The sequence below is a fragment of the Shouchella xiaoxiensis genome, from assembly GCF_016907895.1.
Lineage (GTDB): Bacteria > Bacillota > Bacilli > Bacillales > Bacillaceae_D > Shouchella > Shouchella xiaoxiensis.
The window spans coordinates 16,658-42,473 of the sequence record NZ_JAFBCV010000019.1 but is presented as its reverse complement, the minus strand read 5'-3'; the positions used below and the strand labels follow the sequence as shown (position 1 = coordinate 42,473).

Below are 25,816 nucleotides of genomic sequence, written 5' to 3'. Positions count from 1 at the left end.
TGGATGAGTCGGTTAGATATGAATTATCAAGGCGGATCATTTGATGTTATTGTCATCGGGGCAGGTCATGCAGGTGTTGAAGCAGGACTTGCAGCGGCACGTCGAGGAGCAAACACGCTCATGCTAACGCTCAACTTAGATGCTGTTGCGTTTATGCCCTGTAATCCATCAGTAGGGGGCCCTGCTAAAGGAATAGTTGTCCGGGAGATTGATGCTTTGGGAGGAGAAATGGGACGGAATATTGATAAAACCCATATCCAAATGCGGATGCTCAATACAGGCAAAGGCCCAGCTGTTCGAGCTTTACGAGCTCAAGCAGATAAATTTAGCTATCAACATGAAATGAAGAAAACGATTGAAGAACAAGAAAACTTGCTGTTGCGTCAAGGAATGGTTGACCAATTAATTATTGAGGATGGCGAGTGCCGCGGAGTGATTACGAATACGGGCGCTGAGTACCGTGCAAGTTCCGTTGTTATTACAACAGGAACCTATCTTCGTGGGAAGATTATTTTAGGGGAATTGTCCTATGAATCAGGTCCGAATAATATGCAACCTTCAATTAAGCTATCTGATCATTTAAAAGAGCTCGGATTTAAATTAGTTCGATTTAAAACTGGCACACCACCACGTGTGAACGGAAATACCATTGACTATTCAAAAACAGAGATTCAGCCTGGTGATAACGTCCCCCGTGCTTTTTCTTACGAGACAACGAAATATATTACTGACCAGTTACCGTGTTGGTTAACATACACGGGAGCGGAAACGCATGAATTAATTGGTGCAAATCTTGGACGATCACCGATGTATTCCGGTATGATAGAGGGAACGGGACCGAGATACTGTCCTTCTATTGAAGATAAAATTGTGCGCTTTAATGACAAACCAAGACATCAAATATTTCTGGAACCAGAAGGCCGAAATACGACTGAAGTCTATGTTCAAGGATTATCAACAAGTTTGCCAGAAGATGTTCAGCTCTCTATGTTGAAAACAATTCCAGGATTGGAAAATGTAAGGATGATGAGACCTGGGTATGCAATCGAGTATGATGCAATTGTCCCAACTCAATTGTGGCCAACGCTTGAAACAAAGGCAATTCCTGGGTTGTTTACAGCAGGTCAAATTAACGGTACGTCTGGCTATGAAGAAGCTGCTGGACAAGGTTTGATGGCGGGTATAAATGCAGCCCAACGTTCTTTTGGTAAAGAGGGAATGATCTTAGATCGTTCTGATGCTTATATAGGCGTCATGATTGATGATTTGGTCACGAAAGGTACAAATGAACCATACCGCTTACTAACTTCACGTGCAGAATTTCGCTTAATTTTGCGTCATGATAATGCGGATCTCCGCTTGACTGAAAAAGGGTACGAGCTTGGCTTAATTTCTGAAGAGCGCTATCAACGTTTTTTAGCAAAGAAAGAATTTGTTGAACAGGAAAAGAAAAGACTGTCTAATTTAATTGTTAAACCGACAGATGAAGTGAACAAGCTTTTAGTAGAAAATGGGTCAAAAGAAATAGCCGAAGCGCTAAAAGCAATTGCTTTATTAAAGCGTCCTGAAATTACGTATGCAGTGTTAAGTAACATGATTGAGAAACCTAATGCAGATTTTGATGCTGATGTCTGTGAACAAGTTGAAATTCAAATTAAGTATCAAGGTTATATTGAAAAGCAATGGCAACAGGTTGATCGTCTAAAGAAAATGGAACGGAAGAATATTCCGGATGATTTGGACTATGACGCCATTCAAGGATTGGCAACAGAGGCAAGACAAAAACTTAAACTTGTTCGACCATTATCTGTAGGACAAGCGTCTCGAGTATCTGGAGTAAATCCAGCAGATGTATCGATTTTACTTGTTTATTTAGAACAAGGAAAACTAGCAAAAACATCATCCTAAGGGAGTCTTCTATGAGTCAAGAATTACTGTCTGAGCTACTATCCAAGTCAAATATGACGCTATCTGCTACTCAACAAGAGCAATTCAATCGTTATTTTGAACTGCTTGTTGAGTGGAATGAAAAAATGAATTTAACAGCCATCACCGCGAAAGACGATGTGTATCTAAAGCATTTTTACGACTCTATTACGCCGAGCCTTTATTATTCCTTTACGGATCAAAATATTGTTGATATTGGGGCAGGAGCAGGTTTTCCAAGCCTACCATTAAAGATTCTATTTCCAGATCTGCAAATCTCTATTATTGATTCATTAAACAAACGGATAGGCTTTCTTACATTTCTTGCAGAAGAACTTGGTTTAACTAACGTATCTTTTTATCATGATCGAGCTGAAACAGCTGGTCAAAGCAACTTTCATCGGGAATCATATGATCTTGTCTTAGCAAGAGCGGTAGCAAGAATGTCTGTTTTAAGTGAACTTTGTTTGCCTTTTGCCAAAGTAGGTGGTCAATTTATTGCTTTAAAAGGTGCTGGGACAAATCAAGAGCTTGAAGAAGCAAATTCCGCCATTAAAACGTTAGGTGGAGAGTTAAAAGCAAATGATCAGTTCCTTCTCCCAATTGAAAAAAGTGAAAGACATATTGTTAAGATTGAAAAAATAAAGAATACACCTAAGAAGTATCCAAGAAAGCCAGGATTACCTAACAAACAACCAATTAAGTAAGGTATGAAACGCAATCAATGTTATCCAGTCACATGTTTCACGTGGAACATTTTTCAATTTTAAAAGGAATGCTGTGAATGTGTGTCGAATTAAACTAACATGGTTAAACAAAGGTGGTGTCCGAGGCGATGAAGCAATCGTTTTCACGCCTATTTGGCTTTAATGACAAGAATGACGATGCTGAGATAAATGCAAATGAAGAAGTAAAGCAAATACCGATTAAAGACATTGTACCTAATCGCTTTCAACCAAGAACATTGTTTGATGAAGAGCGTATTAGTGAACTTGCGCAAACAATACGTACTCACGGGGTCATACAACCGATTGTCGTTCGAATCCGTGATGAAAAGTATGAAATTATTGCGGGAGAGCGTCGTTTTCGAGCGGTTTCTTCATTAGAGTGGGAAACAATTCCAGCTATAATTAAAGAATTTAATGATTCGCAAACCGCATCAATAGCCTTAATAGAGAATTTACAAAGAGAAGGGCTTACGGCAATTGAAGAAGCGATTGCCTATGCGAAGTTAATTGAAATTCATCAATTAACTCAAGAAAGTTTGGCTCAGCGCTTAGGGAAAGGGCAATCGACTATTGCCAATAAATTACGGTTATTAAGTTTGCCTCAAGCTGTCCAAGATGCGATCTTAAATCGGAAAATCTCTGAACGTCATGCTAGGGCGTTAATTGTATTGAAAGATGACGAAGCTGCGCAAGAAATGATATTAGAAGAGATCATTGTTCATCAACTTAATGTAAAACAAACGGAAGAACGAGTACAACTATACCTCTATCCAGAATCGGAGGAGGAAGAACCAAAGAAAAAGAAAGCAACAAAGAAATCCTATCCTAAAGATATGCGAATTGCGATGAACACGATTCGCCAATCAGTAGACATGGTCATGAAAAGTGGCTTAAAAGTCGATACTGATGAAGAAGACACAGAAGATTTCTATCAATTTACAATTCGTATTCCAAAAAAGTGATCTATCTTAAAAAAGATAGGTCTTTTTTTAATAGGATTCTAAAAAATTTATGATAAGATAGTAGAAGATAGTTAGTTTAAATGTTTGTGGCGTAGAAGTAAATTCAGTGTGATCGAATGAACTTCCACACGCATTGCGCGAAAGTGGGTGTCCTTGTGTCAAAAATTATCGCTGTTGCTAACCAAAAGGGCGGCGTCGGAAAAACAACAACATCAGTAAACCTGGCTGCCTGTTTAGCACATTTAGGTAAGAAGGTATTACTTGTTGATATCGATCCTCAAGGAAATGCAACAAGTGGAGTTGGAGTAGAAAAAGGCGACGTAGATGAATGCATTTATGATGTTTTAATTGAAGATGTACAGGCATCAACGGTCATTTTTCCAACAGAAGTTCCTAACCTTGATGTGATTCCTGCCACAATTCAGTTATCTGGTGCTGAGATTGAGCTAGTTCCAACAATTTCAAGAGAAGTTCGTTTGAAAAAAGCATTAGCGCCTCTAAAACAGACATATGATTATATTTTTATTGATTGTCCGCCATCACTTGGTTTATTAACAATTAATGCATTGACAGCCTCAGATTCAGTCGTTATTCCAGTTCAATGTGAATACTATGCACTTGAAGGGTTAAGTCAGCTACTAAACACTGTACGGTTAGTGCAGAAACACTTAAATACCGATTTAGCAATTGAAGGTGTCTTATTAACGATGCTTGATGCACGTACAAATCTAGGTATACAGGTTATAGAAGAAGTGAAAAAATATTTTCGTGATAAAGTATTTGATACCATTATTCCAAGAACGATTCGATTAGGTGAAGCCCCAAGTTATGGGAAACCAATTATTGTTTACGATGCGAAGTCACGCGGAGCTGAAGTGTACTTAGACTTAGCGAAGGAAGTGGTAGCCAATGGCTAAAACGGTCGGCAAAAAGGGTCTAGGTAAAGGATTAGAGGCGTTTTTTCCTAATCAAGATGCAGAAAGGCCAGAGGAAAAAATTACGTTTATTTCTATCGAAGAAGCTAGACCTAACCCTTATCAACCGAGAAAAACGTTTTCTGAAGAATCACTTGCTGAATTAAGTGATTCAATTAAAGAGCATGGAATTCTTCAACCAATTACAGTGCGTAAATCTATAAAGGGTTATGAAATTGTAATGGGTGAACGGCGGATGAGAGCTGCTAAAAAAGCTGGTCTTAAAGAGATTCCTGTCATTATTCAAGAACTTGATGAAAATGGGATGATGGAGATCGCGTTAATTGAGAATTTACAGCGTGAAGATCTCAATCCAATTGAAGAAGCAATTGCTTATGAAAAACTGATGAGCCATACAAACAGCACGCAAGAACAGGTAGCGAAACGCCTTGGAAAAAGTCGACCTCATATTGCAAATCATATGAGACTACTGCAGCTTCCTAAAGTCGTTCAAGAGTTTATTTCTGTCGGTAAGTTGAGCATGGGTCATGGGAGGGCTTTATTAGGGTTACATGATAAAGATAAACTGACTCATTTACTTGAAAAAGTACTACAGGAAAAACTTAGCGTACGCGAAGTTGAACAGCTTGTTCAAGAAATGAATGAACATGTTCCACGTGAAACAAAAGCAGTAAAAGTGAAACTACCACCTTTTATAAAAGAACATCAAGAACGATTAAGAGATTCATTAGGTACTTCTGTTCTTATAAAACCGGGTAAGAAAAAAGGGAAAATAGAAATCGATTACTTTTCCGAAGATGATTTAGAACGAATTTTAGAATTGCTTGTTCAATCCAAAGAGTGAAGCAGGAGCTACCTTACTAAGCTAAGGATAGCTTCTTTTTTTGAAAGGAGTTAATACCTTGTTGTATTTTGATCATGCGGCAACCTCATTCCCTAAACCGGTTGCTGTAGGGGAAGCAATGCAAAGAGCTGTTGTAGAATTTGGTGCAAATCCTGGCAGAGGGGGGCACCAGCTATCACAAAAAGCAGCAGATATTGTTGAAAAAGCAAGAACGAAAGTTGCTTCGTTATTTGGAGCACCTAGTTCAAAGCACATTTGGTTTTACCCGAATGCAACGTATGCATTAAATCAAGCAATACTAGGCTTTCCATTTAATGAAAAAGATGAAGTCGTCACGACTCATTTTGAACATAATTCAGTTTTACGTCCATTACATCATGTGAAAAATCAGTACGATTTAACGATTTGCTCTGCGGGTGGAAAAACGGGTGCTAAAACAGCCCAAGAGGTTATCTCGTTTATGACGAACAAAACGTCCTTAGTTGTCATTAATCATGCATCTAATGTAACAGGTGAAATTATTCCATTAGAAGGAATAGCCAAACGGGCAAAAGAAGTAAATGCCGTGCTGCTAGTCGATGCTTCACAGACTGCTGGAATTGTTAATATTGAGCTCGTTAGAGATGGTATTGATATGATTGCTTGTCCTGGTCATAAAGGGCTCTTAGGGCCACAAGGAACGGGAATTCTAGCTGTAAAAGATGATTATCAGCTGAAGCCTTTAACTCATGGAGGTACAGGTCATTTCTCAGAGCTGCCTTACCAACCAGAGCAATGGCCAGAGCGCTATGAAGCGGGAACATTAAATACACCGGGGCTTGCTGGCTTAATTGAAGGTATTAATGAATTGGAGAGTATAGGTGGACTACAGGTAATCTATGAGCATGAAAACAAGCTGCTTCATTATTTTACGGAGAGGCTTAATAAGATTCAGGCGGTCACACTCTTTGGTTCGGAAAAATCAACGAATAAAGTAGCGGTCTTATCCTTTACGATTGCTGGCATTAGTAGTCAAGAAGTTGCTATTATTCTTGATCAACATTATCAAATTGCGGTTCGTTCTGGTTTACACTGTGCCCCAAAACTTCATGAATGGTATGGGACATTATCAGAAGGACTGATCCGTGTAAGTTTTGGTCCGTATACGACTATGAAGGATGTCGAGCAATTGGCCATGGCAATAGAAGAAATTGCAGAAGCGTTCTAAGTTTGACTTAAGACGCTTCTTTGTTTTGTCGGAAAAGAAGTGAAAAGTTGACTTAATTGATCATCCACTTGCTGAATGACTTGGTTCATTTTTTCTGCCATATCCATTACAACATGAAGGCGTGTACTTTGCAGCATATAGAAATCCATCATGCCGCCAACATTGACGATACCGGTTAAAGAGAGGTCGCCAACTTCTTGCAAATCTTTTCCCATGGCAGCTCCTGGCTTTATAGCACCTTCTGATAAAGCAAGATAACCAACATTTGAACTTTTTCCGAGACAGGCATCGACGGCAATGATGTAGGCATCTGGGTGGAGAATCTGGATTGCGTTTAAGCGTTCAACTAGATTTATTGCGTGAATAGGTTCAGCTAGAGTTCCATATACATGAAACCAGTTTAGTGGTGTCGTCGCTAGCATCGTACCCAGTAAAGGGCCAAGCGCATCACCTGTTGATCGATCAGTGCCAATACAGACAACGATTAGTTCGCGATCTGTTTGTTTTCGACAGTATTCGAGCAGATGATCGCTAAGCTTCTCAATTAACTGTTCATGCTCAACATGGAAGCGATAAGAAGATCTTTTTTTGAAAGGCCATAGGTTTCTATTCATATTCTAGTCTCCTTTTCCATAGTAGTAACAGTATAGTAGATTTTCAAACAATCTATACATGCCGGAGAAAATATGAGGGTGACGAAGATGTGGGGAAATGGACTTAAGTGGATGTTTCTTATCGTGGGAACAATTATGGGTGCAGGATATGCATCAGGTAGGGAACTGTGGGAGTTTTTTGGCGCTGAAAGCGGACTAGCTATTGTTCTTTTTTCATTCTTGTTTTCAATCAGCTGTGCAGTTATTTTAACAATCGCAAAAAAAGAAAAGACAAGCCATTACTTACCTGTACTTGAGAGAGTACTAGGCAAACGATTGGCAAAAGCCTATGATATTATGATTATTTTCTATTTATTTTCAGTTACTGTTATTATGCTTGCTGGAGCTGGAGCAACCTTAGAAGTGTATCAAATCCCCTTTTGGCTCGGAATCGTTATAAATAGTGTGCTAGTTGTGTTAATGTTCCTAAAAGGGACAGGTGGCATGACGAAAATGAATGCGATGTTAATCCCTGTTTTAATTGTATGTTTAGTAACAGTTTTACTAGTTTATGAATCCTCAATAGGGTTTACATTTACGTTTGATGTACACTTGCAGCATAATTGGCCATCAGCACTAACGTTTACATCACTAAATATCCTGCCTATTATTGCTGTACTGGGAGCGGTCGGTAACCAGATTAAACAAAGAGGAGAAATTGTTATTGCAAGTGTAGGAAGTGGTCTACTTCTCGGAATCATTTCTTATTTATACAATGAATCTTTGCTCTCTGTTGCTCAGGAGATCATTTTTTATGAGATTCCATTGTTTGTAATCTTAAAGCATTATCCATCTGTTATGGTATTAGCGATGTCGCTTGTTTTATGGTTAGCAATCTATACCACGGCTACTTCGGGCGTATTTGGGTTAATCAGTCGTACGGAAGATAAATTGAAAGGACCAGCCTGGCTCGTTGCATTGCTGCTTGTTTCATTAATGGCACCGATGACGATGTTCGGTTTCTCCACGTTAATTTCTATTTTGTACCCGCTATATGGAGTATTGAATTTGTATATACTAGCTGCGTTGCTTCTATACCCAATTTTAAAACACCCGGGAGCAAAGGAAAAACATTGATACTACAAAGCGTGGACATGTTCGTGTATAATACAAGCAGAAGACCCCGAGGAGGACGAAGAGAGTGGCCGAGAAGGAGTTTGCGCTACATGATGTGGTTGAAATGAAGAAGCCTCATCCTTGTGGAGATAATCGCTGGAAAATTATTCGCATGGGCATGGATGTACGGATAAAGTGCTTGGGCTGTCAACATAGTGTACTGTTACCGCGTCGGGACTTTTCAAAAAAACTAAAAAAAGTACTTGCATCAGAAGAATAGAATTCATTTTTTTTAATAAAAGGACGTGACCGGAAGTGGCTTTAACAACTGGAATTGTTGGTTTACCGAATGTCGGGAAATCAACATTGTTTAATGCAATCACACAGGCTGGTGCAGAATCAGCCAACTATCCTTTCTGTACGATAGATCCAAATGTTGGAATTGTAGAAGTGCCAGATGCGCGTTTGGATAAATTAACGGAGCTCGTTAATCCGAAAAAAACAATTCCAACTGCATTTGAGTTTACGGATATTGCTGGAATTGTGGAAGGTGCTAGCAAGGGGGAAGGTCTTGGTAATAAGTTCTTGTCGCATATAAGACAAGTTGATGCGATTTCCCACGTTGTGCGCTGTTTTGCTGATGATAACATCACGCATGTATCAGGCGGAGTCAACCCTTTACATGACATTGAAGTCATTAATCTGGAATTGATCTTGGCAGATTTAGAATCGGTTGATAAGCGGATTGGCCGCGTAGCTAAGCTTGCTAAATCAAGAGATAAAGAAGCTGTCGCAGAGCTACCTGTTCTTGAACAGTTAAAAGAAACATTTGAAAACGAAAAACCTGCGCGAAGCATTGATTTTGATGAAGAGCAAATGAAAATTGTCAAACAGCTGCATTTGCTTACAAGCAAACCAGTCCTGTATGTTGCAAACGTTTCTGAAGATGATCTAGTCTCAGATGGTGATAATGAGTATGTACAGCAAGTGAAAGAATTCGCTGCTGCTGAGGGTAGCGATGTCATTGTCATCTGTGCAAAAATTGAAGCTGAAATTGCTGAGCTTGAAGGGGAAGAGAAAGAGATGTTCCTTGAAGAGCTAGGCATTGAAGAGTCTGGTTTAGATCAGCTTATTCGCGCTGCATACTCGTTGCTTGGCTTAGAGACATACTTTACTGCTGGAGAGCAGGAAGTTCGCGCGTGGACGTATCGTCACGGTACAAAAGCGCCTCAAGCAGCAGGGATTATTCATACTGACTTTGAGCGGGGTTTTATTCGTGCAGAGACGGTATCCTATGATGATTTAGTTGATGCAGGGAATATGGTTGTTGCTAAGGAACGTGGCCGTGTTCGTTTAGAAGGAAAAGATTATATCGTTAAAGATGGAGATGTAATTCACTTCCGTTTTAATGTATAGAGAACGATTAAGCTGTTGAGAATCTTTTATTCTCAGCAGCTTATTTTTATGAAAGGAACTAAGATTGCAGGCAGTCTTAATTCGCTTAAGGTTTAAAGATTTCTAGATGGAGCAGTAAGAGGAATTGTCGAAAAATCGTTTTTTATAGCGAAAGGAATTTCATTGTCTTATGTAGTATGTATTAGGTAACCCCAAGATTTTCTTCAACGTACTTTCCTCATTCTCAATTTTCCAGAACAAACTCTTTCTTAAAGGTAGGTGGTTTGAATTGATGCTTGATCAATGATAGAGAAGCTGATATAATCATATGATGTGAGTAAATTGATTTTTGCTCCTTGCTCTATTTATAAATGGAGCCGCTTAGACCAAGAGGAGGTGACTGGAATGCGTAAGTACGAAATTATGTACATTATCGCTCCAAACCTAGAAGAAGCAGCAAACAAGGAAATCGTTGAGCGCTACAACAAAGTTCTCACTGATAACGGTGCTGAAGTCTTAAAGGTTGACGAGATCGGTAAAAAACGTTTAGCTTATGAAATCAATGATTTCAAAGATGGTTTCTACGTTTTACTTAGCGTACAAGCTAACACAGAAGCGATTAACGAATTCAATCGTTTGATTAAAATCAACGATAATGTAATCCGTGTATTAGTAACAAAAGACGAAAAATAATGGTTTAAAATAAACAAGTTAAGGCTGGAGGGATCGCATTGTTAAACCGTGTTGTTCTTGTTGGGCGCTTAACGCGTGACCCTGAATTGCGATTCACACCTAACGGAGTTGCCGTTGCTAATTTTACATTAGCTGTCAATCGTCCGTTTTCAAATCAGCAAGGTGAACGGGAAGCTGACTTCATTAACTGTGTTGTATGGCGCAAACCAGCTGAGAACGTTGCTAACTTCTTGAAAAAAGGAAGTCTTGCAGGTGTTGATGGTCGCGTTCAAACACGCAGTTACGACAATAATGAAGGAAAGCGCGTTTTTGTAACGGAGATCGTTGCAGAAAGCGTTCAATTCCTCGAACCTCGCAATAGCCAAAACAACCAAAATCAAGGGAATGCTGGTTTTGGAGGAGGATCTCAAAGCGGTAGCGGTTATAGTGGTGGGAACCAAGGTTCTGGTTCTAACACAAATCGCTCAAACGGTTATGATAACGATCCATTCTCGAATGATGGTTCGATTGATATTTCTGATGATGATCTTCCATTCTAATAAAAATGTGAAAGGAGTGCTTAGCTATGGCACGTCGCGGTCGTCCGAAGCGTAAAAAGGTTTGTTTCTTCACTGCAAACAAAATTACGCATATCGATTACAAAGATGTTGATTTGCTTAAGCGTTTCATCTCAGAGCGTGGAAAGATTCTTCCACGTCGTGTGACTGGAACTTCTGCAAAATACCAACGTAAGTTAACTGTAGCAATCAAACGTTCACGTCAAATTGCTTTACTACCTTACGTAAACGATGTTAACTAAAGAACGATAAAAGACATGGTGTATATCACTGTGTCTTTTTCTTTTTTTATGATCTGCACAACCGATTGCTTACTTCTTAAAAATTGTTTTTAATGAGCCTTGCTTTTACTTTCTCCGCATTTAAGATAAAATAGAGATGGACTGTGGAAAAATGACAGACACAGTGTTTTAAGAAGAGGTGAGTTTTTGGAAGGAAACAAAGTTGTTTCTCAGAGTATATTAAATGGAGTTATATTTATCGGTCTTTACATCCTATTTATATCCGGTATTCCATTATTAAATATGCTAGCACTCGTTGCGATGCCATTACCAATTGTTTATATAACTGCAGTATACGGTCTGAAACCTGGTATTGTTCTGAGTAGTAGTGCTGGAATCATGACGGCTTTACTATCTGCTTTATTAACAGGTTTGTTTTTTCTACCACTCGGTTTTGTTGCCATTGGTTTTACTATTGGCTATTATCAATTCAAGAAAAAATCTGCTGTTGAGCGTTTAACAGTGACAATTGTCGTTTCATTTGTATTAGTTGCGATGGGCTATGTACTGTTAGCTCTCATTCATGATGTATCTATTTTAAAAGTAACGCGTGAATCATTAATGGAATCTCAGCAATTGGCACAGGCGTTTGGGCTTGATGTCTACGATGATGCATTTATTGAAACAAGTCTTGAAATGCTTGAACAATTAATGGTGTTTTTAATGCTGATTTTCGCAACAGCGTATGCGTTTATCATGCATGGAAGTTCTGCACTTCTCTTTAATCGGGTTGGATTAGACTATAATAAGTTACCTCCGTTTCGTGAGTGGGAGTTCCCAAAAGCAGTCCTGATCATGTATTTTCTTTTTTGGTTCTTAATGATTATGCCGTTTGAATCAGGTTCTTATATGGGGACCGTATCTGATACAGGTTTTTATGTCACGAGCATACTCCTTGTATTACAAGGGCTCTCTTTTTTACTGACTTATATGCATTTCAAAAAAACGCATAAAGCTGTAAGGATCATCTCGATGATTATGATCGTCCTTATTTTACTTACGTTGCCTTTATTTGTATTTGTTGTTCGGTTAATGGGTGCATTTGATATGCTTTTCAGATTCCGTGATCGGTTTAAGGTATAAATTAGTAAAAAAGACTAGGAGATGACAAAATGCCTAATTGGAATAAACCGTGGTGGCATCAGTTTTATGTCGTCATCCTCTTTATCGTCGGAGTAGGTTTAACTGGATGGGTGACGTATAACCAGTGGGAAATTGGAGCTATTTTAGGTGTATTACTGGTTGTATGGCTTGTTTTATATGCAAAAGCCCAAAAACGATATGATAAACATTTAAATATGTATATCTCAACGTTGTCTTACCGCGTAAATAAGGCGAGTGAAGAGGCAATCTCAAAACTGCCAATTGGTATTGTATTATATGATGATCACCGGGTCATACAGTGGGCAAACCCATTTGTTTATGAACGGTTCGGTACTGGTTTAGCAGGGGAGAAAATTGATGCTCTTCATGAAGAGTTACCTGCGTTAATTGAAGATGATGTTTCACATGAAACGTTGTCATTTGAGTCATCTTATTATTACTTTACGTTTGAACGAAATGAACGTCTTTTATATATTGTAGATGTGACAGATAAAGAAAAAACGCAAATGCGCTATGACCATATGTTGCCGGTCGTGGCCCATATTTATCTAGATAACTATGATGAGGTTACGCAAAGCTTGGAAGATCAAATTCGAAGTCGTTTGCTCGCTCAAGTAACAACGGCCTTAACAAACTGGGCAAGTGATTACGATATATTCTTAAGGCGAACATCGTCCGATCGCTTTCTTGCTGTTATGAATCACAAAACATTGCTTTTGCTTGAGGAAAATCGCTTTGAACTATTAGACGATATCCGTGAGATTACCGCTAAAGAGAAGGTGCCAATTACTTTAAGTATTGGTGTTGGTACGGAAGAAACGTCGCTTAAACAGCTCGGATTGTTAGCACAATCAAGTCTTGATTTAGCACTGGGGCGCGGTGGTGACCAAGTGGCGATCAAAAAGAAAAATGGTCGTGTTCGCTTCTATGGCGGAAAAACGAATGCTGTCGAAAAGCGTACACGTGTGAGGGCGCGCGTCATTTCTCATGCCCTGCGTGATTTTGTTAAAGAAAGTGAGCGTGTCATTGTCATGGGGCATAAGCGTCCGGATATGGATGCGATTGGTGCTTCTCTAGGCGTGATGAAGATTGCTGATCTGAATGATCGAGAAGGGTTTATTGTGCTTGACCAGGAAGATACGAATGCGGATGTTCAACGTTTGCTTGAAGAAGTGAAGCAGCATGATCACTTATGGAATCAATTTATTTCGCCGGAAGAGGCATTGCAACTAGCTGATAAAGAGACACTGCTGATTGTTGTTGATACACATAAACCGTCTCTCGTTATCGAACCAAAGCTGTTACAAATGGTTGACCGCATCATTGTGCTGGATCACCATCGTCGCAGTGAGGACTTTGTTCATGATCCGGTTCTTGTTTATATGGAGCCGTATGCGTCATCTACAGCTGAGCTAGTAACGGAGCTCTTAGAGTATCAGCCGATGCAATTTAAGATGGATCGTCTCGAAGCAACAGCGCTTCTGGCTGGAATTACGGTGGACACGAAAAGTTTTGCGGTTCGAACCGGGGCGAGGACGTTTGACGCAGCTTCCTTTCTACGAGCAAATGGAGCGGATACCGCGCTTGTACAAAAGCTGCTTAAGGAAGACTTGGCTAGCTATGTAAAGCGTGCTAAGCTAATGGAAAATGCCTATGTTCATCGTGAAGGTTATGCAATTGCCATTGCTGGAGATGAAGAGGCATACGATCAAATTATTATTGCTCAAGCGGCTGACACCTTATTGACAATGAGTGGCGTTAAAGCATCGTTTGTCGTGTGCCGGCGAGCGGATGAGCGTGTTGGTGTGAGTGCAAGGTCATTAGGTGACGTGAACGTACAAGTTATTATGGAACGCCTTGGTGGCGGAGGACATTTATCCAATGCAGCGACGCAGCTTGAAGATCTGTCTCTACAAGATGCGCAAGAACAGCTTGAGCATGCCATTGATGAAGGATTTGAAGGAGGGGCTTAACATGAGAGTTATTTTCATACAAGACGTTAAAGGAAAAGGCAAAAAAGGCGAAACGAAAAACGTAGCAGAAGGGTATGCACGTAACTATCTGTTGCCAAACAATCTCGCTAAAGAAGCAACAACAGGTAATGTAAAAGATCTAGAAGCTCAGAAGAAAAGCAATGAGAAAAAAGTGCAGGCTGAACTAGATGAAGCAAAAGCATTCAAGGAAGAGCTTGAAAAAATTACGATTACAATTCCTGCAAAAGCAGGTGAGGGTGGCCGCTTATTTGGTGCCGTTTCAACAAAGCAAATTGCTGAAGCACTTGCAAAAGAAGTAAAAAAAATCGACAAGCGCAAAATTCAACTGGATGACCCAATTCGTTCGCTAGGCTATACAAAGGTGCCGATAAAAATTCATTCAGACGTGACAGCTATTGTAAATGTACATGTAAAAGAAGTGTAGACTGGATGAAGCTGGCTCAAGAATGAGTCAGCTTCCTTTCCGTTATCAACCAAAAAGGAGTATGTCGTATGAGTGACCTTCTTAACGACCGGACGCCACCACAGAATATTGAAGCTGAACAAGCGGTGCTCGGGGCTATTTTTTTAGCAGATCATGCGTTAACAACTGCTAGTGAAAAGCTAATGCCGCTAGACTTCTATCGAGCGAGCCATCAGCGCATTTATGAAGTGATGCTTGATATTGGAGAAAAAGGAGAACCTGTTGATTTAGTTACCGTTACATCTGAATTGCAAAGTCGCAAATGGTTAGATGAAATTGGTGGGGTTGCTTACTTATCTGATTTGGCGGACTCTGTTCCAACAGCTTCAAATATTGAATATTATAGTCGAATTGTTGAGGAAAAAGCGCTTCTACGGAGACTCATTCGCGTTGCCTCGGATATCGTTAAAGAAGGTTATGCGAGCGAAGAAGAAGTGGATTCAATCCTCGATCAAGCTGAAAAAACGATTCTCGAGGTTGCTCAGCAAAAAAACACAAGCAATTTTGTGGCGATAAAAGACGTCCTACTTGAGACATATGATCGTATTGAAATCCTCCAACAAACGCGTGGAGAAATTACCGGTATTGCAACTGGATTTTCTGAGCTTGATACAATGACAGCTGGATTCCAGCGAAACGATTTAATTATTGTTGCAGCACGTCCCTCGGTTGGTAAAACAGCGTTTGCCCTTAATATTGCCCAGAATGTTGCGACAAAAACAGATGAGAACGTCGCGATCTTTTCTCTTGAGATGGGTGCTAGTCAGCTTGTGACCAGGATGTTGTGTGCTGAGGGCAACATTGATGCCCAGCGCATGAGAACTGGGGCATTAGAAGAGGAAGATTGGCAAAAGCTATCAATGGCAATGGGGTCTCTCTCAAAGGCAGGTATTTATATTGATGATACGCCTGGTGTAAAAGTTGGCGATATTCGAGCGAAGTGCAGACGATTAAAGCAAGATAAAGGCTTAGGTATGATTTTAATTGATTATCTTCAGCTTATTCAAGGAAACGGACGGGGTGGAGAGAACCGGCAGCAGGAAGTGTCGGAGATCTCGAGAACGCTTAAAGCGATCGCAAGAGAACTTGAGGTCCCTGTTATCGCTTTGTCTCAGCTTTCGCGTGGGGTTGAGTCTCGGCAGGACAAACGTCCAATGATGTCCGATATCCGTGAATCAGGGAGTATTGAGCAGGATGCGGATATCGTAGCCTTCTTATACCGCGATGATTACTATGACAAAGAGTCTGAGAACAAAAACATTATTGAAATCATTATTGCCAAGCAGCGAAATGGTCCTGTTGGTACGGTCGAATTAGCTTTCGTAAAAGAATACAACAAATTCGTAAATTTGGATCGTCGTCATGATGAAAGTGCTGCTCCACCTTACTAATTCGCTTTTATAACGAATGATACAGTTTTTATAATAAATAACGTTCGGATTTAATTGACTAGCAATAGACGAACTGCTATACTTACTATGGTTTTTAAAGAAAGCGGAGGTGCAGGCGATGTCTTCAGTCGTTGTAGTTGGAACCCAGTGGGGCGATGAAGGAAAAGGAAAAATCACGGACTACTTATCAGAGAAAGCAGAAGTAGTTGCCCGCTATCAAGGTGGAAATAATGCTGGTCACACGATTGTATTTGACGGAAAGAAGTACAAGTTACATTTAATCCCTTCAGGTATTTTCTATAAAGATAAGACTTGTGTGATCGGAAATGGGATGGTTATTGATCCAAAAGCGCTTGTTGAAGAACTTGCATATTTACATGAACGTAATGTAGATACAAGTAACTTACGTATTTCAAATCGTGCACACGTCATTCTGCCTTATCATATCAAGCTTGATGTGGTGGAAGAAGAGCGTAAAGGTGCGAATAAAATTGGAACAACTAAAAAGGGAATTGGCCCTGCTTACATGGATAAAGCAGCTCGAATTGGAATTCGAATCGCTGATTTACTTGAAAAAGATACATTTAAAATGAAAGTCGATAGCGTTTTAAAAGAGAAGAACCGCTTATTTGAGAAATATTATGAAACAGACGGTTTCTCAGCGGATGATATTGTTGAAGAGTATTTTGAATACGGACAACAGGTTGCTAAGTATGTTGTTGATACATCGGTTGTATTAAATGACGCACTTGATGATGGCCGTCGCGTGCTATTTGAAGGCGCTCAAGGCGTTATGCTTGATATTGATCAAGGAACATATCCGTTTGTGACGTCATCTAACCCAATTGCTGGAGGAGTGACGATCGGTTCAGGTGTAGGACCATCAAAAATCCATCATGTTGTTGGTGTGTCAAAAGCATACACAACAAGAGTAGGAGACGGTCCATTCCCAACAGAACTTCATGATGAGATTGGCGATCAGATTCGTGAAATCGGTCGTGAATATGGGACTACTACAGGTAGACCACGCCGTGTCGGCTGGTTCGATAGCGTAGTTGTGCGTCATGCGCGTCGTGTTAGCGGAATTACCGATTTATCATTAAACTCAATTGATGTCCTTACCGGGATTAAAACTCTTAAGATATGTACAAGCTATCGTTACAAAGGTGAAATTCTTGATGAATTCCCGGCTAGCTTGAACGTTTTAGCTGAGTGTGAACCCGTTTATGAAGAACTTCCAGGTTGGGAAGAAGATATCACAGGTGTGAAAAATCTTCATGACTTGCCAGAAAACGCACGCACTTACATTGAGCGTGTCTGTCAACTGACGGGTATTCCATTAACGGTTTTTTCTGTCGGACCAGATCGTAATCAAACAAACTTAGTACGTGGTGTATTTGCATAACAACTAGAAGGAAAACGTAAGAATAGCTTGCGTTTTCCAGTTCTTTTAAGTATGCTAGAGACTGGTCTTAAGCGATTATTCCCTTTTGAAAAATATTTTTAAAAAAGTAATTGCATCGTTGATTTATATGTGTTATTATAAATCTTGTCGCCGAGAGAATATGGTGAAATACGGTTTGCTTCTTGCACCGTCTGCTCAGTTTTTTATTTGAGCCATTAGCTCAGTTGGTAGAGCATCTGACTTTTAATCAGAGGGTCGAAGGTTCGAATCCTTCATGGCTCACCATTTTTACAGTGGCCCGTTGGTCAAGTGGTTAAGACACCGCCCTTTCACGGCGGTATCACGGGTTCGAATCCCGTACGGGTCACTTTTATATAAATACATACTTTAATGGTCCGGTAGTTCAGTTGGTTAGAATGCCTGCCTGTCACGCAGGAGGTCGCGGGTTCGAGTCCCGTCCGGACCGCCATTTATTTTAATTATGTATGTATGGCTCAGTAGCTCAGTTGGTAGAGCAACGGACTGAAAATCCGTGTGTCGGCGGTTCGATTCCGTCCTGAGCCACCATTTGCCGATCTAGCTCAATTGGTAGAGCAACTGACTTGTAATCAGTAGGTTGGGGGTTCAAGTCCTCTGGTCGGCATAGTGAAAGAACTTTATGTGTATGCATAAAGTTCTTTTTTGTATTTCCTTTGTGTTTTGCATGTTTGTGTTAAACTAATAAGACAAGCAGTGTGTAGCGATTATTCCCCAGGGAATGATTTGTTTTGCTTGGAGAGGAAGCATCAGCCTAGGCTGATGTTTTGTTCAGTCCGCCATACAATAGATACATTAAATAAATGAAATGACACCGATATCTAGGAGGTTCACATGGATAAATATATCTTAGTAGTAGACGATGAAAAACCGATTGCGGATATATTGAAATTTAATCTTGAAAAAGAAGGGTTTGACGTCACTTGCGCTTATGATGGAAACGAGGCTTTAGAGCGAGTGAAGGAGCGCAAACCGGATTTAATGTTGCTTGATATCATGCTTCCTTTTAAAGATGGAATGGAAGTATGTCGCGAAGTCCGTAAGCAATATGATCTGCCGATTATTATGCTGACAGCCAAAGATTCTGAGATTGATAAAGTGCTAGGCTTAGAGCTTGGAGCGGATGATTACGTGACGAAACCGTTCAGTACAAGAGAGCTACTTGCACGAGTAAAAGCGAACTTGCGCCGTCAACAAGCTGCTGTTGAAGAAAACAACTCAACAACAAAAGAAATTTCGGTTGGAGACTTGTCGATCCATCCAGACGCCTATCAAGTGAAAAAACGAGGAGAAGCTGTTGATTTAACGCATCGTGAATTTGAGTTAATTCATTACCTCGGGAAGCATCTAGGACAAGTTATGACAAGAGAACATTTGCTTCAAGCCGTTTGGGGTTATGACTATTTCGGCGATGTGCGAACGGTAGATGTAACCGTTAGACGTTTACGTGAAAAAGTAGAGGATAATCCAAGTTACCCTGCTTGGATTATGACCAGACGAGGAGTCGGATACTTTTTAGCACCACCGGAAAATCAAGGAGATCGCTAGATGGAACGAAACGTCGGATTTTTTAAGTCCATACGTTTTAAACTGATTATCATCTATATTTTGCTTATTGTGCTTGCCATGCAAATCGTTAGCTTTTATTTTTCACAAGAGCTTGAACGAAGTTTGCGAGATAACTATGAAACGGTTCTACATGACCGCTTAAACATCTTGACGTCGAGTGCGGGGCAAGAATTTATGGATGAAGAAACAGATCCTGCAAACTTCGATATCCTTGTACGCAATGCATTCCCTGCTAATGATGAGAATACAAGATTCGGAAAAGCGCAGGTAATTGGACCAAACTTTGAAGTGTTAGCAAGCTCAGCAGATAGTGACCGTAATATTATTGGACAGCAGACCGATCAAACAATTGTGAGACGGGCAATAACCGGGGGATCGCCTCAGCATGACGAGCGCTTTAATGAACAAAATCAAGAACGTTATATTGTCATTGCACAGCCGATTCGCGCAGATGGAGGAGATGGAACAGGAGAAATTCGTGGAGCCGTCTATATTGAAGCTTCCATTGAAGATGTAACGGATCAAGCGCAAGCGATAAATTCCATCTTTATAACGGCGACATCGATCGCTTTATTTGTAACGTTTATTGTCATTATTTTAGTCGCAAGAACGATTACCGCTCCCATCCTTGATATGAGGCGCCAAGCCTTGCGTATGGGACATGGTGACTTCTCAAGGCAGGTGCATGTATACAGTACCGATGAACTTGGACAGCTGGCGATGTCGTTTAATGAGCTGACAAATAAACTCCATGATACGACATTGATGCGGGACCGTGAACAAAAACGTCTGCGCTCGGTTCTAACGCATATGACCGACGGGGTGATCGCGACGGATCAAAGCGGCTTAATTATTTTAATGAATCGAAGAGCGGAAGAATTGTTAGGAATTTCGCTCAAGCATGTTTTACGTAAACCAATTGTCAAGGTATTGCAAATTGAGGAATCAACCAGTATCTATGATTTGTATGAGAAAGATGAGCCGGTATTGCTCGACTACAGTGAGGCTGACCATCACAATGTCATTGAAGCGAATTTCTCAGCAATACAAGAAGACGACGGCCCGATTAACGGACTTATAACCGTTCTTCATGATGTGACGGAAAAAGAAAAAATTGAAGGCGAACGACGGGAGTTTGTTGCTAACGTCTCGCATGAATTACGAACTCCTTTAACGACGATGAAAAGCTATCTTGAAGCGCTTGCTGACGGGGCAATGACTGATGAGGAAATTGCACCACACTTTCTAAATGTAACGCAGAAAGAAACGGATCGGATGATACGCTTAGTCAATGATTTATTGCAGCTGTCAAAGATCGATTCAAAAGACTATCGATTGGACATGCAGTGGGTTGAATTAGGAGCGTTTGTCCATAGCATTGTTGAGCGGTTTGAAATGATCGTGAAAGATAAAAACATCTATTTCCACCGTCATATCGTTAAGCAACCAACCTATGCCAAGCTTGATGCCGATAAATTAACGCAGGTGTTAGACAATATTATCTCGAATGCGATTAAGTATTCGCCATCAGGTGGCAACGTCACAGTCACGTTACTTCATCAAGGAAACAAGGCACGAATTAGTATCGCTGATGAAGGAATGGGCATCCCCCCTGAGTCACAGGAGCGTATATTTGAACGCTTTTATCGAGTTGATAAAGCACGTGCGCGCAATGTTGGAGGAACAGGGCTTGGTTTGGCCATTGCGAGGGAATATGTTCAAGCTCATGACGGAGAAATTTGGGTGCATAGCGAGTATAACGAAGGAACGACCATTTATGTCACCTTGCCTTATTCAACGTTTAAAGGAGGAAAAGTGTGAGTTATGAACAATTAAAAACAGTCTCGTTGATCTCCTTAATTGGGCTTAGTCTGTTCTTAACCTATCAGCTTTGGACGTACCAACCGAATATGCAGGCCTTAGAAAGTGAGCAGAGTGAAAGTGTTCAAGCAGATGATACTATTGGCGAAGAACTTGATCCGATCCAACTTATTAAACCCGATCAAGTTGTATTGCATCAAGGCGCTAATACGTATTCTCTTATTGAGAAAACATCGGAGAGATACGAGAATTTGCTGCGCGAATTTACAAACCATGAGTTGATTGAATCAGTTGGAACAGAGGATGTGCTGGCGAGCGAAGGTATTGAGGTGTCGTTTCCTGATCACATTCCTGTCTCCTATTTGTTAAGGGCATTTGAAGGTGAGTTTAATACGTCTACCATTAATGAAGTTGACCGGCTCTTCTTTTATATCAGTTCGGATACAGATCAAGTAAATGTGCAAATGGCTTCAAATCAACAGGAGCAAGTAGTAACGTTACGCACTTCTATTTCAGCTGATCTGTTAGAGGAACATCTTTATAAAGATGATGCGGATGGGGAGTTAAACGCCATAATTGCTAAAGAAATCGATACAAATCAAATGCTGCTGCGTGAGCGAATCTATGTCTCAACAGAACGGCAGGTTGTTCCCTCCTATTCACAATATCTAATTAGAAAGTATGAAGATATGGAGATATCTATAATTAATCAAAGACTTTTTAATAGCACGGATGTCCCGAGACAAAATCAGCTAAATGGCGAGAACTTATATACAGATGGAAGCCGGATTGTGACAATTGATAGCCTTATTACGTATTTGAATTACAGCTATCCGTTTGTGGCGGAATCACCGGAATCCAGCAGTCGCCATATCTTGGATGTCGCTGTTGAATTTATTAATTATACTGGAGCTTGGACGGATGATTATGCATTAAGTAACTGGGCATCAAAAGAAACCGGTGAAACGATAGAGTTTCGAATGCAATTAAATGGCTTACCTGTATTTGAACGGGGCATGCCAAATAATGACCGAATGAGAATCTCCTTATCTCGGGTTGGTACACAAGTCGTTAATTTGCAAAGACCACTATTTTTCTTAGAAGATAACCCGCTACAGGACTATGAAAAGTCAATGCCTTCAGGTGAAGTTGCAGTTGAAGCGATTAAACAAGCAAACTCGACCGAATGGGAGGAATCTGTGACGAATGTCCAGCTGGTTTATCGAGCAAACATGGAGAATACGAGCTACGCTACCTTTGAACCTACCTGGTATTACGAAAGCGATGGCGAATGGAAGCGTGTTCCATTAGATGAGGAGATTCCTTCATGAACTGGAGCCGCACAAAATCGATTTTCATTGTAACGTTTCTGATGCTGAATGTGTTTTTAGGGTGGCAGTTTGTTGACAAAATAAGAGAAGGGCAGCTGCAAAGCATTGAACAGGCACAGGGCATTATGGAGCGACTTGAGGTAAATAATATTACGCTTCCTGATCAAGAAGTAAATACGACTGGTGCTAGAGGGGTCGTGCTTGAAGGTGGGTTATCCCTATTTACGGAAGAAGAGCTTGAGGTCTTGCCGAATCAAGAATTTGAAATAAGCCCATCTGGTACTACAATTCAGTCTGTGTTTGATGAACCGATTAACGTTGATGAAGCGCTCGAAGAGGCAAATGATCAATCATTCGCTATGTTTTTATCACAGAACGTCTTAAATGGTCAGGATTATGTGTTCTTAGAGCGTGAAGACAATTACCTTTATTTTAATCAAGTTTATGAACAAATAGAGACCTCGGTAAATGAACAGGAACCACTCATCATTCAGTTAAATGATGAAGATGAAATTATTGGCTATCAACAGCGACATTTCGCATATGAGCCAAACCCAGAAGAACGAGAAATTGTTTCGTATATGACGGCAGTAGAAGTATTGCTGGATAACCATTATATTAGTACGAACAACGATGTAATAAATATTGAATTTGGCTACTACAGCCTAGCGGACCAAACACCGCGCTTCTTCTCACCGATGTGGGCAGTGACGGTTGATCGGACAACGGATTTCGCAGAGGAAGAAGACATTCGAATCTACTTAGTGAATGCTATTTTAATGGAGCAGCATCAGTGGTATCCAGATGAGTCTTCAATAGAAGAAGAGCTGGAGGAGGAAGAACCAGGAATAGAAAGTGCCACTCCAGAAGAGGAATTTGACCTTCAGATTGATGAATGAGGGTTTCTAGCAAGGGGGAACTAAGATGAGTATGCGGTTCAGCGTGCTTGCCAGTGGAAGCACGGGAAACGCGATGTACGTCGAAACGGCATCACAACGCATATTGGTTGATGCAGGTTTAACAGGAAAGAAGATGGACGAGCTTTTTAAGAAGATCGACCGAGATCCGAAGCAGATTGATGCATTGCTTGTTACTCATGAACATAGTGATCATATAAAAGGGGTAGGTATTTTTGCCCGAAAGCATCAGCTACCAATCTATGCGAATAAAAAAACGTGGAACGCGATGGAACAACAGCTTGGTCAATTATCTATTGAGCAAAAGTTTGAGTTCGATCAAGACACGGTTAAGCAGTTTGGCGACATTGAGGTCGAATCATTCGGCGTCTCTCATGATGCAGCTGATCCAATGTTCTACTGCTTCCGTCAAGGAGGAAGAAAGCTCGTACTTGCAACCGATATGGGTTACGTTAGTGAACGAATTAAGAAGACAATAGAGGGCGCTGATTCGTACGTATTTGAATCAAATCATGATTTAAATATGCTCAGGGTTGGGCGATACCCTTGGAACGTAAAGCGGCGTATTCTGAGCGATCTTGGTCATGTGTCTAATGAAGATGCTGCGCTTGCTCTTGGCGATGTGATTCAAGATAAACAAGTTGATGTTTATCTCGCTCATTTAAGCTTGGATAACAATATGAAGGACCTCGCACGAATGACGGTAAAGCAAGTGCTTGAGCAAGAAGGTCACCGTGTTGGCGAGTCAATCCAAATCTATGATACAGACCCAAATCAACCCACCGCTCTTTCTGTGGTTTAAAAACAAAGAAAAACGTAAATAAATACGTAAAGAGCAACGCTATTTTGTTTTTTTACCACGATTTAAGCTTTTTTCTAAACAATTGTTGCAAGAACATCTAAAATGTTTGAAATGTGCGTTTAGACCTATTCGTTGCCTTGAAAATCGGTATACTATAGGAAAATAAAGCAGAACGGTTAGAGAAGGAAGGGGTTATTAAATGGGCTATTATGATAATCAAGATTCTCGTTATAAAGAACCAAAACAATCAAGTAACTCAGGAAAAGTAGCAGGATTATCAGCCTTTGGTGGGGCAATAATTGGTGCATCACTTATGTTGATTGCCTCTCCGATTATGTCGAGTCTTGGATTTGATGACCAGCCATCAGAAGATAACGGTGCGAATTCAACACCACCAACAGAGGAAACGGCTTCAAACGTCATAAATTTGGATGTCAATTCAGCCGTAACGGATATTGTAAATGAAGTGTCTGATGCTGTTGTAGGCGTTATTAACTTGCAACAGATGGATATGTTCGGTTCTGGTGATACAAGTGAAACAGGAACAGGTTCCGGTGTGATTTATAGGCAAGAAGGTGATTCAGCCTTTATCGTGACAAACCAGCACGTTATTGAAGGAGCTTCAGAAGTAGAAGTCGCATTAACGGATGGTACGCGCGTAACAGCCGATGTTGTTGGTGAAGATGAATTAACCGATCTAGCTGTACTTCAAATTGATAATGAACATGTTGATACGGTTGCCACGTTCGGTAATTCCGATGATTTAAACGTCGGTGAACCAGCGCTTGCAATCGGAAACCCGCTTGGGTTAGAATTTGCTGGTAGCGTAACGCAAGGAATTATTAGCGCAACAGAGAGAAGCATTCCTGTGGATACAACAGGTAACGGTCAAGCGGACTGGAATGCGGAAGTCATTCAAACGGATGCAGCCATTAATCCAGGTAATAGCGGCGGTGCGCTGATTAATATGAATGGTGAAGTCATTGGTATTAATTCGATGAAAATTGCTGGAGTAGCCGAGGGCTTAGGCTTTGCGATCCCATCTGCAATTGTTCAGCCTGTAATCTCAGATTTAGAGGAGTTTGGTGAGGTTCGTAGACCTACCTTGGGCATTACGCTTCGCAATATAAATGAACTACCGAGCGCAGCGCTACAAGACTCATTGAATTTACCTGAAGATGTCACGGACGGCATTGTTGTTATCGGTGTTTCTCCAGGTAGTGCGGCCGCTGACGCAGCAATTCAAGAACGTGATGTGATTGTGGAAATTGACGGAGAAGCAATTGAGAATTCCCAAGACCTAAGAAGAGCATTATATTCAAATAACTCTGTTGGTGATACCATTTCGGTCACGCTTTACCGCGATGGCAATCAAGAAACGGTTGATGTTACTTTGACAGAACAGCCTGACGCATAATACCAAATAGCCTTCTGCTGATGCAGAAGGCTATTTTTTTATGTGAAAGGAGATATTCACTGTGGATAAGAGAAATGCTATAATGGCTGATGAATCAAGAAAGGAAGATACAATGATATTTGCATGCGAAGAACATATAGAACTAGCCCTGGATGTCGCTGTTGACGAATGGGAAACAGCACCGATTGTGGAAAAGTACAAAGAAGAAAAAAACTGCTCATACTGTGAGCAAACAGCAATATACACACTAACTAAATAGTTAGATATATACACTGTTGATATGTGGATAAGTTATGTGGATAAAATAAACTAACGGAATAACATAAATT

General features: G+C 40.5%; 25 protein-coding genes and 5 tRNA genes. 29 read left to right on the top strand and 1 reads right to left on the bottom strand.

Going from position 1 to position 25,816, the window contains the following annotated elements; all coding sequences use genetic code 11:
* Nucleotides 1-18 precede the first annotated feature (18 nt).
* From mnmG to JOC54_RS20710, 6 genes are all read left to right on the top strand, one after another.
* Entirely contained in the window at nucleotides 19-1,908 is a 1,890-nt protein-coding gene (gene mnmG, locus JOC54_RS20735) for a tRNA uridine-5-carboxymethylaminomethyl(34) synthesis enzyme MnmG (protein ID WP_035419512.1), read from the top strand.
* 11 nt (nucleotides 1,909-1,919) lie between these two features.
* Nucleotides 1,920-2,633: a 16S rRNA (guanine(527)-N(7))-methyltransferase RsmG gene (gene rsmG / locus JOC54_RS20730; RefSeq protein ID WP_204468854.1), complete on the top strand. Its 714-nt coding sequence runs from the start codon at nucleotides 1,920-1,922 to the stop codon at nucleotides 2,631-2,633.
* A 128-nt stretch (nucleotides 2,634-2,761) separates the two neighbouring features.
* The gene (gene noc, locus JOC54_RS20725) at nucleotides 2,762-3,616 is read left to right on the top strand and encodes a nucleoid occlusion protein (RefSeq protein WP_035419420.1); all 855 of its coding nucleotides are present in this window, start codon (nucleotides 2,762-2,764) and stop codon (nucleotides 3,614-3,616) included.
* Nucleotides 3,617-3,771: 155 nt separating this feature from the next.
* On the top strand, nucleotides 3,772-4,533 hold the full coding sequence (locus JOC54_RS20720) for a ParA family protein (RefSeq protein WP_035419421.1): 762 nt from the start codon (nucleotides 3,772-3,774) through the stop codon (nucleotides 4,531-4,533).
* Nucleotides 4,526-5,395 carry a ParB/RepB/Spo0J family partition protein gene (locus JOC54_RS20715; RefSeq protein ID WP_035419422.1) on the top strand — a complete coding sequence of 290 codons (870 nt, stop codon included), beginning with the start codon at nucleotides 4,526-4,528 and terminating at the stop codon, nucleotides 5,393-5,395. Before JOC54_RS20720 ends, JOC54_RS20715 begins: the two co-directional genes overlap by 8 nt.
* 58 nt (nucleotides 5,396-5,453) lie before the next feature.
* Complete coding sequence (locus JOC54_RS20710) at nucleotides 5,454-6,602, top strand: aminotransferase class V-fold PLP-dependent enzyme (RefSeq protein ID WP_204468851.1); 1,149 nt, start codon at nucleotides 5,454-5,456, stop codon at nucleotides 6,600-6,602.
* On the opposite strand, the gene yyaC is transcribed toward JOC54_RS20710, so the two are convergent.
* Nucleotides 6,599-7,216, bottom strand: coding sequence for a spore protease YyaC (gene yyaC / locus JOC54_RS20705; protein ID WP_204468848.1), 618 nt, complete (start codon nucleotides 7,214-7,216; stop codon nucleotides 6,599-6,601). The genes JOC54_RS20710 and yyaC overlap by 4 nt on opposite strands.
* Before the next feature lie 87 nt (nucleotides 7,217-7,303).
* Between yyaC and JOC54_RS20700 the strand changes: the two genes are divergently transcribed.
* The 23 genes from JOC54_RS20700 to JOC54_RS20590 all read left to right on the top strand — a co-directional run bounded on the left by JOC54_RS20700 (nucleotide 7,304) and on the right by JOC54_RS20590 (nucleotide 25,746).
* Nucleotides 7,304-8,332 carry a YkvI family membrane protein gene (locus JOC54_RS20700; RefSeq protein ID WP_035440437.1) on the top strand — a complete coding sequence of 343 codons (1,029 nt, stop codon included), beginning with the start codon at nucleotides 7,304-7,306 and terminating at the stop codon, nucleotides 8,330-8,332.
* Between the two features lie 64 nt (nucleotides 8,333-8,396).
* Nucleotides 8,397-8,591: a DUF951 domain-containing protein gene (locus JOC54_RS20695; RefSeq protein WP_035419425.1), complete on the top strand. Its 195-nt coding sequence runs from the start codon at nucleotides 8,397-8,399 to the stop codon at nucleotides 8,589-8,591.
* A 35-nt stretch (nucleotides 8,592-8,626) separates the two neighbouring features.
* On the top strand, nucleotides 8,627-9,727 hold the full coding sequence (gene ychF / locus JOC54_RS20690; protein WP_054793897.1) for a redox-regulated ATPase YchF: 1,101 nt from the start codon (nucleotides 8,627-8,629) through the stop codon (nucleotides 9,725-9,727).
* A gap of 384 nt (nucleotides 9,728-10,111) precedes the next feature.
* The gene (gene rpsF, locus JOC54_RS20685) at nucleotides 10,112-10,399 is read left to right on the top strand and encodes a 30S ribosomal protein S6 (protein WP_035419426.1); all 288 of its coding nucleotides are present in this window, start codon (nucleotides 10,112-10,114) and stop codon (nucleotides 10,397-10,399) included.
* A 38-nt stretch (nucleotides 10,400-10,437) separates the two neighbouring features.
* Nucleotides 10,438-10,938: a single-stranded DNA-binding protein gene (gene ssb / locus JOC54_RS20680; protein WP_035419428.1), complete on the top strand. Its 501-nt coding sequence runs from the start codon at nucleotides 10,438-10,440 to the stop codon at nucleotides 10,936-10,938.
* A 26-nt stretch (nucleotides 10,939-10,964) separates the two neighbouring features.
* A complete protein-coding gene (rpsR, locus tag JOC54_RS20675) occupies nucleotides 10,965-11,198 on the top strand; it encodes a 30S ribosomal protein S18 (RefSeq protein ID WP_035419429.1) in 234 nt (77 codons plus the stop codon).
* A gap of 186 nt (nucleotides 11,199-11,384) precedes the next feature.
* The gene (locus JOC54_RS20670) at nucleotides 11,385-12,320 is read left to right on the top strand and encodes a DUF2232 domain-containing protein (protein WP_204468846.1); all 936 of its coding nucleotides are present in this window, start codon (nucleotides 11,385-11,387) and stop codon (nucleotides 12,318-12,320) included.
* A 29-nt stretch (nucleotides 12,321-12,349) separates the two neighbouring features.
* Nucleotides 12,350-14,314, top strand: coding sequence for a DHH family phosphoesterase (locus tag JOC54_RS20665; RefSeq protein ID WP_204468844.1), 1,965 nt, complete (start codon nucleotides 12,350-12,352; stop codon nucleotides 14,312-14,314).
* A 1-nt stretch (nucleotide 14,315) separates the two neighbouring features.
* On the top strand, nucleotides 14,316-14,759 hold the full coding sequence (gene rplI, locus JOC54_RS20660; protein ID WP_204468842.1) for a 50S ribosomal protein L9: 444 nt from the start codon (nucleotides 14,316-14,318) through the stop codon (nucleotides 14,757-14,759).
* A 68-nt stretch (nucleotides 14,760-14,827) separates the two neighbouring features.
* Entirely contained in the window at nucleotides 14,828-16,189 is a 1,362-nt protein-coding gene (dnaB, locus tag JOC54_RS20655; RefSeq protein WP_035419433.1) for a replicative DNA helicase, read from the top strand.
* A gap of 118 nt (nucleotides 16,190-16,307) precedes the next feature.
* Nucleotides 16,308-17,594: an adenylosuccinate synthase gene (locus tag JOC54_RS20650; protein ID WP_035419435.1), complete on the top strand. Its 1,287-nt coding sequence runs from the start codon at nucleotides 16,308-16,310 to the stop codon at nucleotides 17,592-17,594.
* A gap of 209 nt (nucleotides 17,595-17,803) precedes the next feature.
* A tRNA-Lys gene (locus tag JOC54_RS20645) sits at nucleotides 17,804-17,879 on the top strand.
* A gap of 10 nt (nucleotides 17,880-17,889) precedes the next feature.
* Nucleotides 17,890-17,961: transfer RNA gene (locus tag JOC54_RS20640), tRNA-Glu, on the top strand.
* A 25-nt stretch (nucleotides 17,962-17,986) separates the two neighbouring features.
* A tRNA-Asp gene (locus JOC54_RS20635) sits at nucleotides 17,987-18,063 on the top strand.
* Nucleotides 18,064-18,085: 22 nt separating this feature from the next.
* Nucleotides 18,086-18,161 (top strand) — tRNA-Phe (locus tag JOC54_RS20630).
* A 3-nt stretch (nucleotides 18,162-18,164) separates the two neighbouring features.
* A tRNA-Thr gene (locus tag JOC54_RS20625) sits at nucleotides 18,165-18,237 on the top strand.
* 227 nt (nucleotides 18,238-18,464) lie between these two features.
* Nucleotides 18,465-19,178, top strand: a complete 714-nt coding sequence (gene yycF, locus JOC54_RS20620) for a response regulator YycF (RefSeq protein WP_204468839.1) — start codon at nucleotides 18,465-18,467, stop codon at nucleotides 19,176-19,178.
* On the top strand, nucleotides 19,179-21,020 hold the full coding sequence (gene walK / locus JOC54_RS20615; protein ID WP_035419437.1) for a cell wall metabolism sensor histidine kinase WalK: 1,842 nt from the start codon (nucleotides 19,179-19,181) through the stop codon (nucleotides 21,018-21,020).
* On the top strand, nucleotides 21,017-22,351 hold the full coding sequence (locus JOC54_RS20610; protein ID WP_204468837.1) for a YycH family regulatory protein: 1,335 nt from the start codon (nucleotides 21,017-21,019) through the stop codon (nucleotides 22,349-22,351). The genes walK and JOC54_RS20610 overlap by 4 nt, the downstream gene beginning before the upstream one ends.
* Nucleotides 22,348-23,250, top strand: a complete 903-nt coding sequence (locus JOC54_RS20605) for a two-component system regulatory protein YycI (protein WP_204468835.1) — start codon at nucleotides 22,348-22,350, stop codon at nucleotides 23,248-23,250. The genes JOC54_RS20610 and JOC54_RS20605 overlap by 4 nt, the downstream gene beginning before the upstream one ends.
* A 25-nt stretch (nucleotides 23,251-23,275) precedes the next feature.
* Nucleotides 23,276-24,070 (top strand): MBL fold metallo-hydrolase, encoded by a 795-nt coding sequence (locus JOC54_RS20600; protein WP_204468833.1) that lies wholly within the window; start codon nucleotides 23,276-23,278, stop codon nucleotides 24,068-24,070.
* A gap of 199 nt (nucleotides 24,071-24,269) precedes the next feature.
* On the top strand, nucleotides 24,270-25,487 hold the full coding sequence (locus JOC54_RS20595; protein ID WP_204468831.1) for a S1C family serine protease: 1,218 nt from the start codon (nucleotides 24,270-24,272) through the stop codon (nucleotides 25,485-25,487).
* A 61-nt stretch (nucleotides 25,488-25,548) separates the two neighbouring features.
* Entirely contained in the window at nucleotides 25,549-25,746 is a 198-nt protein-coding gene (locus JOC54_RS20590; protein ID WP_367617845.1) for a CxxH/CxxC protein, read from the top strand.
* Nucleotides 25,747-25,816: the final 70 nt, after the last annotated feature.

What these genes read in the sequence shown, in the direction of transcription:
- rpsR (WP_035419429.1), top strand. Translation starts at nt 10,965, where the DNA reads ATGGCACGTCGCGGTCGTCCGAAGCGTAAAAAGGTTTGTTTCTTCACT.
- JOC54_RS20600 (WP_204468833.1), top strand. Translation starts at nt 23,276, where the DNA reads ATGAGTATGCGGTTCAGCGTGCTTGCCAGTGGAAGCACGGGAAACGCG.
- yycF (WP_204468839.1), top strand. Translation starts at nt 18,465, where the DNA reads ATGGATAAATATATCTTAGTAGTAGACGATGAAAAACCGATTGCGGAT.
- mnmG (WP_035419512.1), top strand. Translation starts at nt 19, where the DNA reads ATGAATTATCAAGGCGGATCATTTGATGTTATTGTCATCGGGGCAGGT.
- JOC54_RS20715 (WP_035419422.1), top strand. Translation starts at nt 4,526, where the DNA reads ATGGCTAAAACGGTCGGCAAAAAGGGTCTAGGTAAAGGATTAGAGGCG.
- rpsF (WP_035419426.1), top strand. Translation starts at nt 10,112, where the DNA reads ATGCGTAAGTACGAAATTATGTACATTATCGCTCCAAACCTAGAAGAA.
- JOC54_RS20665 (WP_204468844.1), top strand. Translation starts at nt 12,350, where the DNA reads ATGCCTAATTGGAATAAACCGTGGTGGCATCAGTTTTATGTCGTCATC.
- rplI (WP_204468842.1), top strand. Translation starts at nt 14,316, where the DNA reads ATGAGAGTTATTTTCATACAAGACGTTAAAGGAAAAGGCAAAAAAGGC.
- JOC54_RS20700 (WP_035440437.1), top strand. Translation starts at nt 7,304, where the DNA reads ATGTGGGGAAATGGACTTAAGTGGATGTTTCTTATCGTGGGAACAATT.
- dnaB (WP_035419433.1), top strand. Translation starts at nt 14,828, where the DNA reads ATGAGTGACCTTCTTAACGACCGGACGCCACCACAGAATATTGAAGCT.
- rsmG (WP_204468854.1), top strand. Translation starts at nt 1,920, where the DNA reads ATGAGTCAAGAATTACTGTCTGAGCTACTATCCAAGTCAAATATGACG.
- noc (WP_035419420.1), top strand. Translation starts at nt 2,762, where the DNA reads ATGAAGCAATCGTTTTCACGCCTATTTGGCTTTAATGACAAGAATGAC.
- walK (WP_035419437.1), top strand. Translation starts at nt 19,179, where the DNA reads ATGGAACGAAACGTCGGATTTTTTAAGTCCATACGTTTTAAACTGATT.
- yyaC (WP_204468848.1), bottom strand. Translation starts at nt 7,216, where the DNA reads ATGAATAGAAACCTATGGCCTTTCAAAAAAAGATCTTCTTATCGCTTC.
- JOC54_RS20650 (WP_035419435.1), top strand. Translation starts at nt 16,308, where the DNA reads ATGTCTTCAGTCGTTGTAGTTGGAACCCAGTGGGGCGATGAAGGAAAA.
- JOC54_RS20595 (WP_204468831.1), top strand. Translation starts at nt 24,270, where the DNA reads ATGGGCTATTATGATAATCAAGATTCTCGTTATAAAGAACCAAAACAA.
- JOC54_RS20605 (WP_204468835.1), top strand. Translation starts at nt 22,348, where the DNA reads ATGAACTGGAGCCGCACAAAATCGATTTTCATTGTAACGTTTCTGATG.